This window comes from Pseudoalteromonas sp. A757, assembly GCF_004103285.1.
GTDB lineage: Bacteria > Pseudomonadota > Gammaproteobacteria > Enterobacterales > Alteromonadaceae > Pseudoalteromonas > Pseudoalteromonas galatheae.
Map to the genome: position 1 here is coordinate 167,705 of NZ_QNQN01000068.1, position 12,268 is coordinate 179,972.

8 protein-coding genes are annotated in these 12,268 nt (G+C 42.1%); 3 read left to right on the forward strand and 5 right to left on the reverse strand.

The window, feature by feature from the left end; translation table 11 throughout:
- Positions 1–154: 154 nt before the first annotated feature.
- Both DRB05_RS11635 and DRB05_RS11640 read left to right on the forward strand, forming a co-directional pair.
- Positions 155–2,149, forward strand: a complete 1,995-nt coding sequence (locus DRB05_RS11635; protein ID WP_128727092.1) for a methyl-accepting chemotaxis protein — start codon at positions 155–157, stop codon at positions 2,147–2,149.
- Between the two features lie 6 nt (positions 2,150–2,155).
- Entirely contained in the window at positions 2,156–2,605 is a 450-nt protein-coding gene (locus DRB05_RS11640) for a GNAT family N-acetyltransferase (RefSeq protein ID WP_128727093.1), read from the forward strand.
- A 466-nt stretch (positions 2,606–3,071) separates the two neighbouring features.
- Here the strand turns inward: DRB05_RS11640 and DRB05_RS11645 are convergent, their stop codons facing one another.
- The 3 genes from DRB05_RS11645 to DRB05_RS11655 all read right to left on the reverse strand — a co-directional run bounded on the left by DRB05_RS11645 (position 3,072) and on the right by DRB05_RS11655 (position 5,946).
- Positions 3,072–3,572 carry a DUF4240 domain-containing protein gene (locus DRB05_RS11645; protein ID WP_010377109.1) on the reverse strand — a complete coding sequence of 167 codons (501 nt, stop codon included), beginning with the start codon at positions 3,570–3,572 and terminating at the stop codon, positions 3,072–3,074.
- 155 nt (positions 3,573–3,727) lie between these two features.
- Complete coding sequence (gene ilvN, locus DRB05_RS11650) at positions 3,728–4,225, reverse strand: acetolactate synthase small subunit (RefSeq protein ID WP_010377111.1); 498 nt, start codon at positions 4,223–4,225, stop codon at positions 3,728–3,730.
- On the reverse strand, positions 4,225–5,946 hold the full coding sequence (locus DRB05_RS11655) for an acetolactate synthase 3 large subunit (RefSeq protein WP_010605491.1): 1,722 nt from the start codon (positions 5,944–5,946) through the stop codon (positions 4,225–4,227). Before DRB05_RS11655 ends, ilvN begins: the two co-directional genes overlap by 1 nt.
- 367 nt (positions 5,947–6,313) lie before the next feature.
- Here DRB05_RS11655 and DRB05_RS11660 point away from each other — a divergent pair, with 367 nt between their 5' ends.
- The gene (locus tag DRB05_RS11660; RefSeq protein ID WP_128727094.1) at positions 6,314–9,286 is read left to right on the forward strand and encodes an immune inhibitor A domain-containing protein; all 2,973 of its coding nucleotides are present in this window, start codon (positions 6,314–6,316) and stop codon (positions 9,284–9,286) included.
- A gap of 34 nt (positions 9,287–9,320) precedes the next feature.
- Here DRB05_RS11660 and DRB05_RS11665 read toward each other — a convergent pair whose 3' ends face one another.
- On the reverse strand, positions 9,321–10,328 hold the full coding sequence (locus DRB05_RS11665) for an isocitrate dehydrogenase (protein ID WP_128727095.1): 1,008 nt from the start codon (positions 10,326–10,328) through the stop codon (positions 9,321–9,323).
- A gap of 196 nt (positions 10,329–10,524) precedes the next feature.
- Complete coding sequence (locus DRB05_RS11670; protein WP_128727096.1) at positions 10,525–12,216, reverse strand: hypothetical protein; 1,692 nt, start codon at positions 12,214–12,216, stop codon at positions 10,525–10,527.
- Between the last annotated feature and the right edge of the window lie 52 nt (positions 12,217–12,268).

Consider the following 12,268-nt stretch of genomic DNA (forward strand, 5'->3'; position numbering starts at 1 on the left):
AGAAAAACTACTTTAGAGAACATTCATCATATCCTTACAGCCTAGAAAAACTAAATCAATCATGATGTTTGTTACAAAATATCTCATCTTAATTTTGTTGAACTATAGTTATGTTGATTAAACAATAATCTACGCTCGCACTACGGAGAGACGAATGGGTATTTTGAAAAGATTCTCAATTATGCAGCTAACGATGATAAGCTCTATATCGCTGCTGGCATTTTTACTATTTTTAGTGGGCAAAAACGTTTTGCATAATTGGAGAGAGTACAACGCCGCTGAACAAAATATCAATTACGTCGTTTTACTCGACGCCATAGAAAAAGTGGCGCACCACCACGCGGTAGAACGTGGTTTAACAGCTGGTTTCCTTGGTGATCCAAGTAGCGAAAATAAAACGAAAGTAAGCCTGCAACGCGAAATTGCTGATCAAACGATATCCACGTTAAAGTCAATTAACAATTCGCAGTTTCTAAAAGATAAAAACGTGCAAAAATGGTTACCGTATATTTTTGAAGTGGAGACCGAAAAGCAAAAGGTAAGGAGTGAAGTAGACAGGAAAAACGGCGGCAATGCCTTTGCTTACTACAGCAAACTCAATCAGGTTTCTTTGGATACGGCGGCAAAGATTCAGGCCTATGTATCAGATCGAACCTTATCTTCTGATCTTTCTATTGCTTTTCTTATCGCCCAAAGCAAAGAGCGCCTTGGTCAGCTCCGGGGCAAGGTCAATGGTGTGCTTGCGAAAAAAGTAATGTCAAACACCCTCAAAGACGATATAAAATACTATCGCCAACAGCTAGAGATGTCATTGCATCAACTGGAGACCGCCCTAGAAGGTACAGGCCAAAGCAATATACAAACTATTTTATCTTCAAGCGAGGCAAAAGCGTTTAATCGAATACTTGATACTCTTGAAAGCCAAGGAGAAATTGACTTTAACCGCTTACCTTCAAGTGCCGAGTGGTTCTCTGCAGCGACGAGTTTAATCGGTAAGTTCAAGGCCAAGCTCGATTCCGTTTGGGAAATGACAATTGAAGACAGTCAAAAGAACAAATCAGATATAGCATTTGATAGCATACTTATGTTTGCGCTTTTTGTCGTAGTACTCGCCTTTATCGCGCTGATCAACCTTCACCTTATTCACTCACTACGCTCAGAACTTTCACAATTAACGAGCATATTAAAACGCGTAGCGGAAGAGGGCGATTTGACTTTAGATATGCGCCTAAACACTCGCGACGAGCTTGGGCAAATCTCTGAATCAATTTACAATACGATTTATGCTTTTAAAGATTTAATGGTTGGCCTGGCAAATTCGGTACAGGTAGGTACAAGGCTTGGCGAAAAAATGCATTTAGCAGCCTCTAATGTCAATGAGGATGCACAAAAAACCCAAGGGATGGCATCTTCTATTGCCGTTGCAATAGAAGAAATGGCCACAACAAGCCAAGAAATCGCAAAACTTGCGCAAGACACACTGGATGCCAGCGACCAACTTAATATCGAATCACAGCAATTACTTGCAGACAATCAAAAGAACTTAGATACCATGAGAACACTTTCGACGAATATGAACGTCGTCGACGAGATGGCTGCCAGTATGGAAAAGCAGGTGTCTGAGATAAATACTATCTTGGATTCAATTCGCAGTGTCGCTGAGCAAACGAACCTGCTAGCACTCAATGCCGCAATAGAAGCAGCCCGAGCCGGCGAGCATGGCCGCGGCTTTGCAGTTGTGGCCGATGAAGTCCGAGGACTTGCAAACAACAGTAAACAATCTTCAGAGCAAATTTCCACGCTACTACTTAGCTTGTCAGAAATAAGCCAAAGCGTTGTTAAATCAATCAGAGAAAACACACTGCTCACACAAAATACCATGAACGAAGTAGAAGAAACGCGTAAAGTATCGCTCAGAGTAAACGAACACAGTACACATGTAGAAAAACTAACAACCTCGGTTGCTACGGCAGCCAGCGAACAATCAGAAGTCGCCGCCGATATCTCACAAAATACCGCTGCCGTATTAGAAGCCGCAAACCATGAATTAGATACGTCGAAAGCGTTAAATGAATTGTTTAAAGATATGAAACTAAACAGCGATACGCTACAACGTACAATGGATATATTTAAAATTGATAAGAGCTAGCATCTCATGAATATTCGAGAGTTCAACGAGAACGATTACCCAAGAGTTTTGGAAATCTATTCAAAATCTAAGCTAGATGAGCTTCGTTTTGAGAAGAAAGCATTTAAGCTCTTGCCTCTAGAGAATGATAAAAAGAGATTGTCTGCGCTTAGGGAATCAAAGATATACGTTTTTGATGATGGGAATATTCTTGGGTTTGGAGCAATATTTGGGTCAGAGATTAGGGCACTATTTGTTTGCCCTAGTGCTAGAGGAAACGGAGTCGGAAGAAAAATACTTGAATTCCTTTTGTCTCAAATATGCGGCAAGGCGAACCTTTTTGTCGCCAAGACAAATGAGCCTGCAAAGGAGTTATACAAGGCATACGGATTCGAAGTGTCTGATGAATTTCTCACTGAATATAATGGCGAGCCTGTGTACGCTAATGAAATGGTTCGTACAAATGGGCAGTACTAGCAAGACGAGGTAATATGAACTTCAGATAGCTCGAACGTGTACTTTGGCTTTTCCGGCAATTCAGGAGGGGATGGTGGAGGTGGCGGAAGTTGTTAATGCCAGCAATCATATATGGCCACCAGCCAAGAAATTCATGTATAAGCTTTTCATTACTCGAAATACGGGCAAAAAATCGCAACTTCAACTTAGGTGTTTTTCACTCAAAAAATTAAGAAATAGACAGAGAGGAAGAAAAGATTCAGTGTTTAAGTTCATTATTCTTTTCGTTTTCGATATAGAGAAAAACATAGTATTCCTCTGCTTAAGACTTAACAAGAGGTTGTGTTTTTAGCAAAGTCATTTTGGTAAGTTAGCGCGAAGAATTGATAGGCATCTGGAGCGGCGACATTTTGCAATGGTAATAATGAGTTTCAGCGTCTAAATCTAGACCAACCAAAACCCATCATATAAAACAATAAACTAAACCTTATCCAAGCCAATATTGGCCAAAAAGTTGAGGTAATTCAGCCTTTAACTGTTTTGGTTTATTTTTAAACTTTTTTCCTTGCGGCGGAAAGTTCACGACACTGTGATACGGGAGTTCGTCTTGATTTTTTTCTTCAAAAAGCAACCCTGCAACTAAATCTAATTCGTCAATAAACGGGTAGGGCAGGTCGTCTTTATTTGGTATAGCAAACTTATTAGCTAATTCGTCTGGTTCCGCAGTGAGTACGCTTACCGCTTCAGGGCCGCGACTGATGATCCAATTACAAAAATCTAAGAAGTCATATTCGCTATTACAGCCTGCAATCACGTAGGCCACTTTCCAGTTATCCCAATGCCACAGTGCTCTTAGTTCTTTGGTATATAATGCATCGAACTGAGCAATTTCTTCTGAACTTAGCGGTGATAAACGCGTTTTTAAATATTCATTATCGTTTGAATGATCGGGGGCGGTGACAAGCTGCCAGAAGCGTTCGAGTTCCATGTGTATAATCTAACTTGATAAAAACGAGATTATAGCCAGTAACCTAATGAGAGTAAATCGAAGCTAACATGCAAAATAGCTGAAGCGGGTTGTACGTAATACAACGTGCTCACCCGCCCAAAAAGATAACAGTGACAGCTAAAAGGTAAGTGGTTTTATCCTTTCAGCGCTTTGTCACCACGGCCAATACCTACCGCGCCAGAGCGCACAAGTTCAATAATGTCGCTTTCGTGACGTAATAGATCCAAGAAAGACTCAAGGCGGTCGGCTGAGCTTACCATCTGTAATATATAGCTTTGTTTGCCCATATCTATAATGCTGGCTTGAAACACCTCGGCAACACGATTGATAGCGGCTCGTGTTACTTCGTCTCTGGCATAGACTTTTACCAATAGCAGCTCTCTTTCAATGTGCTGCATGTCGGTTAGATCAATAACCTTAAGCACATCCACCAACTTGTTAACTTGCTTGGTGATTTGTTCAACAATGCGGTCATCGCCTTGGGTCGTGATGGTAATACGAGATAGCGTTTTGTCTGCGGTTGTACCCACTGTTAAGCTGTCAATGTTGTAAGCACGTTGAGAAAATAAACCCACAATACGAGAAAGAGAGCCTGGTTCATTCTCTAATAAAATCGATAGTATTCTTCTCATTATGCCTTTACTCCTTTTTTCAACCACATCTCGTCTATCGCACCTTGCTTAATTTGCATTGGATACACATGTTCAGACTCATCAACCAAAATATCTAAAAATACAAGTCGGTCTTTAATCGACATTGCTTTTTCCAGTGCCGCATCAAGTTGCTCAGGCTTATCAACCCGAATTCCGATGTGACCATAACTCTCTGCAAGCGCGACAAAATCAGGCAGTGACTCCATGTAAGAACTCGCGTGGCGTCCCTCATACATCATGTCTTGCCACTGGCGTACCATGCCAAGCGAGCGGTTGTTTAATGAGATGACTTTGACAGCAAGGCCGTATTGCAAACAGGTTGAAAGCTCCTGAATATTCATTTGGATAGAGCCGTCTCCAGTTACGCACAATACTTCACTTTGCGGGAATGCCATTTTTACGCCCATCGCAGCGGGTAAACCAAATCCCATGGTGCCAAGGCCGCCTGAATTAATCCATTGACGAGGTGATTTAAACGGATAGTATTGCGCTGCAAACATCTGGTGTTGTCCTACATCCGAGCAAACATAGGCGTCACCGCTGGTCATTTGGTATAGCTTTTCAATAACCGTTTGCGGCTTAATTTTTTCTACACCGGCAGTAAACGACAAGCATTTCTGAGCACGCCATGTGGTAATTGCTTGCCACCAATCTTCTTGTGCAGCGCGGTCGATGCGCTTCTCGCTTTTTTCGATACCGCGTAGCAATTGCTCCATCACCGTATCTAAGCAGCCCACAACTGGAATATGCGCTTGAATGGTCTTAGAAATTGAAGTTGGATCCACATCAACGTGAACAATTTTGGCATCCGGACAAAACTTCTTAACATTATTAGTCACACGGTCATCAAAACGCGCACCTAACGCTAAGATAACATCGGCATTCGCCATCGCCTTATTCGCTTCAAGACTACCGTGCATACCTAACATGCCAATAAAATTAGGATGTGTGCCACTGATCCCACCAAGACCCATTAGAGTATTGGTGATAGGCGCGTTTAGTTTCTCAACCAGCTCAGTTAGTTTTTCTGAGGTATTCGAAAGAATGATGCCGCCGCCAGAATAGATAACCAAACGCTTCGCTTCAATAATGGCTTCAACCGCTTTGCGGATCTGCTTGGAATGCCCCTTTACACTCGGGTTGTAAGTACGCATATCAATCTGTTCAGGCATCTGGTAATCGAATTTAAGCGCAGGGTTCAAAATATCTTTTGGCAACTCAACCACAACTGGTCCCGGTCTACCAGAGTTGGCTAGATAAAATGCCTTAGCTAACACTTCTGGGATTTTTGTCGCGTCCCGGCAGTTAAAACTGTGTTTAACGATAGGACGAGAGCAACCAACGATATCCGTCTCTTGAAATGCATCATCGCCGATTAGGTTTGAAGGTACTTGCCCTGAAAGTACAACCATTGGGATTGAATCCATATAGGCCGTCGCGATCCCTGTAATACAGTTAGTAGCACCTGGGCCACTGGTCGCAAGGACAACACCGACATCTCCCGTTGCTCTGGCATAACCGTCTGCCATGTGAGTTGCTGCTTGCTCATGCCTAACCAAGATATGCTCAATATCTGATTGCTGAAACAACGCATCATAAAGATCAAGAACCGACCCTCCAGGGTAGCCAAATATGTATTTTACTTTTAATGCGCTCAATGCTTTTACTACTAGCTCGGAGCCGTTGTATTGCTCTGCCATTACCTCATTCCTCGTTGACTGTGCGTGCCTGTTATATTTCTAAAATCCAAAAAAAAACCCCGCTGGTTGCGGGGTTTGAGTATTTCTTTCAAGTAATAGCTCCCCGCTGAACTCTATGAAGAGACCAGTACCACCACGAGAACGATTAGTTGAAAGAAATTTGTCATTATTTTGCCTTTAAGTTGATTTCAAAGTTAGCCTACACAGTATTAGATATAAATTCCACTATTCCACATTTCAATTGTTGAAATATTACATTTCAATTTAAAACTAACCACCAATTAGATTTTTTATTTAGTAGAACTTATACGGGAACAAAACGATAAAAATGCTAAACTTAAAGCTCAATTGTACTGGGGTCTCTTAGATGAACATTTTTAAACTAAGCATATTGGCATCGGCCACACTGCTATCAAGTACGGCGCAAGCTCAGGTAATCTATAAAGATCAGGTTATCTATTGGCAGGAGAAAAAGCTCGGCCGCACGCTGAGTGAATACGAGCGGAAAATAGCGCTTGAGCAATTCACCAAGACAAAGCCTATTGCAAATCAAATAAAAACACCTTATGCAATTAAAAATGTGCACCTTGGCAATACTAAGTTAGCCAAACAATTTGCAGTGGGTACGGCGCAAACACTTAATGAAGCCAAAATTCTTGCTATTCTGGTCGATTTCCCGGATTTACCTAACGACCAAAACCGACTAAATCCGAGTGATACAGACATGTACTACTCGAGCTATCCCGCGTCTCACTACCAATCATTATTATATTCAGATAGCGGCTATAACGGACCGAACAATGAAACGTTACAATCAGCTACCCAGTTTTATCAAGCGGCCTCAGGCGGTAGCTTTAAAGTATCTGGCAATGCATTTGGTTGGGTAAGAGCCTCTCAAAACGCAGCCTACTACGGCAAGCAAGAAGGCGATACCCGCGACTTAAGGCCGGAAGAGTTAGTATTCGAAGCTGTTAGTAAGGCCGTGACTCAATTTAATATCGACTTATCTGAGTACGATAAAACAGATTTGAACGATATAGATGGTGATGGCAACCGCCTTGAACCTGATGGCATTATTGACCATGTCATGTTATTTCATTCAAGTATTGGTCAAGAAGCAGGTGGCGGCGTATTAGATACTGACGCAATTTGGTCACATCGCTTCTTCGTATTTGATGAAAACAACCAACCAAAAGCAATTCCAGATACCAACTACAAAGTTTATAACTACACCATTAATCCTATCGATGCTGCAATTGGCGTGGTTGTCCATGAGTTTGGTCATGACCTCGGATTACCGGACGAATACGATTTAAATTCCAATGACATAGGTGAACCCGTTGCGCTATGGTCGGTCATGTCTTCAGGCAGTTACTTAGGTCAATTAAGTGGCTCGCAGCCGACCCAGTTTTCCCCTAAAAGCCTCGAGTTTTTACAACAAAATTATGCAGGAAATTGGTTAAACCAAACCGAGTACACATTAGACGACTTGAGTACAGAACAAACGGTAACACTCACGGATATTGGAGTGAACAATGGTACTACGAATCAAATAAAAATAAATCTGCCTGCGCAACTAGAAGAGTTCATAACGCCACTTGATGGGAATTATCACTATTACTCCGGAGAAGACGACAAACTCAATAATCAAGCAAGTTTTACCTTAAGTTTACCCAACGCAAGTCAAATTTCATTATCCATGCTTGCAAATTATAGTATCGAGCTCAACTACGATATTTTCCAAGTGGCGGTAAATGGACAGCCAATAGCGGGAAATACAACAAAATCAAACCATCCAAATTACTCCAATATCACTCACTACATGGATGGCGAGTCGTCTGCTTTTGGCGCTAATCCAATTACGCTAGATTTTGATATCTCAGCGTACCGAGGACAAACTATCACCGTGACATTCGTTTATCAAACCGACGATTTTGAAACGCTCAAAGGAGTATTACTAGATAATATCGAAGTGACAGCGGATGGTACGAAAATTTATACCAATACTGCGGAGCCAACAAATGACCTAATCTACAACGGTTTTCGTAAAATCTCAGGCTACAGAGCTAAGCCTAGTAACGCATACTATGCGCATTTGCGCTCATTTAGAGGGTTAGATGCTGGTTTGTCTTTATCGGGTTATAATTCAGGTGTGTTGATGTGGTACAGCAACGATGGGCAAAGCAATAACTCTACTTCGTTACACCCCGGTTCTGGTGATATGTTGGTGATTGATCAAGACCAAAACCCTATTTTCAAAGCCGACGGCACTACACCCGCAACGAGTATTATTCAGGTCAAAGATGCAACTCTGCGTTTAGATACTCAAAAAGCGGGTCTTGGCGATCAACATCTAACGCCAATCAGTACGTTTGATGATACTCAGGATTACACCTTCTCAATCCAAAAGGAATCAGGTGTTAATTTGCCAGGTTTTGGTGTTCAACTTAGATTGAATACCATAGAAGAAGATGCAAGCAGTGCACAAGTTGGTGTAATTTATCTCAGCGATCCTCAAATCACTCAAGTACAATCGCAAAACACCGTTAAGTTCAATGTCAAAGGCTTAGCTTTAAACGAATCAGATAGCTTTTTGTGGAACTTTGGTGATGGTCAAACAAGTAAAGCGCTTTCACCTGTTCATAACTATCAAGATATTGGCAACTATACGGTAATGTTCACACGCACCAAAGCAGATGGGAGCAGCTCAGCGTTGAGCTCAAATGTCAGCGTTGGTAATGTAGAGCCAATCCCACTTGCTGTCGGTGATATCAAAGCGACCGCAGTAGGGCAAGGTTTTGTCTTCAATGCCGAAATCATTGGTGGCAAAGCGCCTTATGAGCTTGAGTGGAACTTTGGTGACGGGGCAACCGCGACATCAAACTCAGTCGAACATATCTATGAGCTAAGCGGCACGTACACGGTAACGCTTAATGTGAAAGATGTCGAAGGTGAGGCGGTAGCTAAATCAACCTCGGTGACAGTGGTAGTGCCACTTAGCATAGAAGCCGCAGCGACCACATCTAACTTACAGGCAAGCTTTGTCGTAACTGCTGCTGGTGGTGATGGTAACTATCAAGCTAATTGGGATTTCGGTGATGGCACGCAAGGTTCTGGTTTAACTACAATGCATAGTTACGCTCAAGCGGGCACATACAATGTCGTGTTAACGCTGTCGGATGGCGCAGATCAAAGCACTAAAGGCACTGTCGAGATCACAGTAACGGCCCCAACAACAACGCCGACGGATTCTGGTGATAGCGGATCGTCTGGAGGTAGTATCGGGTGGTTTGCGTTAATTGGTGGGATTCTAGTGGGATTAAGAAGAAGGTGGTGCTAACGCACCACCCAAAGATTAAATCAAGCGTTAAGAATTAAAGGCGCTCAATTACCGCCTGTGTAAAATCGGTAGTGCCGTGGCTACCACCAAGATCGCGAGTTGTACGGTCGCCGCTCTTAATAACGTCAGCCACTGCACTGCGGATTCTTTCCGCTTTATCAGCTTCGCCTAAGTACTCAAGCATTTGAATTGACGCAAGAATAACAGAAGTTGGGTTTGCAAGGTTTTTGCCTGCGATGTCTGGAGCACTACCGTGAACCGCTTCAAAGATTGCAGCATCAGTACCAATGTTCGCACCTGGTGCCATACCAAGACCACCGACAAGGCCCGCACAAAGATCTGAAAGGATGTCACCGAATAGGTTTGTTGTTACGATCACATCAAACTCTTCAGGTGTCATTACTAGTTTCATACAAGTAGCATCAACGATCATTTCTGCTGATTCGATTTCAGGGTAACGCTCACCCACTTCACGAGCAACTTTAAGGAATAGGCCTGAAGTTGATTTTAGGATGTTCGCTTTATGAACCGCAGTTACTTTTTTACGACCTTCACGCTTTGCTAACTCATAAGCGAAAGTTACGATCTTTTCAGCACCTTCGCGAGTGATCTTTGACATTGCTTCCGCTTCGTTGCCATCCTCAGAAACAACTTGACCAAGACCTGAGTACATACCTTGCGTATTTTCACGTACGGTAATGATATCAATATCATCGTAACGTGCTTTAGTACCTTCAAATGACTTAACTGGACGAACGTTTGCGTAAAGGCCAAAATGCTTACGTAATGTCACGTTAATAGAAGTAAAACCTTCGCCAACAGGTGTAGTTAGTGGGCCCTTTAGCGTGATCTTGTTACGCTCAATCGCTTCTAGCGTTGCAGCTGGAAGTAATTCACCTGTTTTTTCTAATGCAGCCAAACCTGCGTCTACGTATTCATATTCATAGTCGCAACCTACGGCTTTTAAGATCTCGATTGCTGAATCGATGATGCTAGGGCCAATGCCGTCGCCACGGATAACTGTGATGGTTTGCTGTGCCATGTTTTTTCCTTTATCAAAAGTTGGAATACACCCGAGAAGAATTGCAGACTAAGTTTAGTAGAAATTAACAAAGGTGTACGTTCGCTTGTTTAAGCCGCGTTTTATAGCAATTAATTAGGTCTTATTCCAGTATGGAATGGAAAAATGACATACATATCATTTATGCTTGTTATTGATAGTATTTATAGAATAAATATCAGGCAATAGATGAGTAAAATCCAGTCTCTAGTAACGCCAAATCGAACTTTTGTGCGGTAACAAAACGACTTTCAGCTAAAACATCGTCAACTAATTGCTTTTGCCAGGCAGTTAACACAAAATTTGGTGATATCACTTTAAGTGCAATCAGTTTTATAAAAATGAATAGTCTACACTGAGCATTGATCTGAGACTTGTTTAGCGTTTCGCTCTCTAGCATGGCTTTGTGAAGAATACTTCTTTCAAAGTACTGCTGATTAAAGTCTAGGTATTTTTCTTTTGCTATTGCACGGATCCCAAATAGGTTAGCAATTGATACTAGTTCTTCTGAATACTCACGAGAGTGGAGCGCAGTAGCATGTTGGATCTCAACCCCTTGTTTGGTCACCAGAAACACAATAACTGCTGCGAACGGCGACAACAAACGCTCAAATTGTTCACCATAACTCTCACCCACATATAAGGCAATGATTTGACTAATTATGCCGTATTTATGCACGACATCTTCTGTAAAAGGAAGTTTGTGATTTGTTATAATTTGTTCAAGCAACACCCGCTGCGCCAGTAACCCTGCTGCATCAAGTCCCACCATTGCAAGCGAGTGCCTGACGGATGCGGCTTTTAGATTTTCACGGTTATACTGCTTAGCTGCGATCTGAACCGCACTTGAAACTGATTCAAACTCACAAATCAGTTTTTCAAGTGCCCGAATACTCTGAAATTGACTGTGAGATAATGCTTTTACTGTTGCTAATAAATGAGAGTGTTCAGAACCAAAAGGTTGTACTACTGGTTCAGCGGCTCTATCCCAAATATTGTATAGGAGATTAGCATCTGTCGCTGTGGTCAAGCTACAGTGGAATTGGAACCTACGATTGGCCTTCGCCAACTTTTTAGTTTGCCCTTGTTCAACAACAGCAATTATTTTCTCACTACTACTTTGTATCACCAAAAAGCCCACTTCGCCCTTAATTTCACACAGCATTCCCGCGGGATGTTTTACAAATGCCCCAGCAATTGCACTCAGTACCTTTAATGCAAAAGTGTAATTAAGTTTGCCATAAAGAAGCTTAATTGCTCGATCTAAAGCCATACTATTTTGTCTATAGGTTGGTGTTATTAGGCTTGCTATTCGATGAGCAATTGCCACGATCAAAGAAGCATGGTCATTAAACCGTTGGGGAATAGAGGATACTAGTTTGTTGTCGTAATTTGAAAGGCGAGATAAAACTCGCAAGCACTGCAAGTTCGGTGTTTGTCCATCACTCAGTATTTGTACTGCCAGTTGATGTCGAACTTTCCAAAGCTTATCTTGCTGCGCGTCTAGCTTTTTACCCGCTGCAAGTTGGTCGCTTTCGCGGGCAACGCATAAATAGTCTGCAAAACTCGCAAGCAATAATTCTTCAGTTACGGCACGCGAGAAATTTAAGTGATGACAAGCCATACAAACCAACACATTTTGATTCATGACCAGATTGGTGTTGTAGCCCAAGTTTTGTGAATAAAGCCCAAGCTGTCCATGCAAGCTGCTAGGGGAGGACTCGTAACAGTCCATATAAAGCTGTGCAAGTTTAACTAGGGTAGGGTAAATAGATGACCACTTTTCTTTGTGATAATAAAGACGTAATACTTTGTGTGTGCCCTGAGCTATCGCAAACAGTGTTTTACTAGTGACTATCCTTGCGTCCATCAAACTTTACCAATTTTATTAAGTAAACGGCCTATTGCTAAGCAGAAAAACA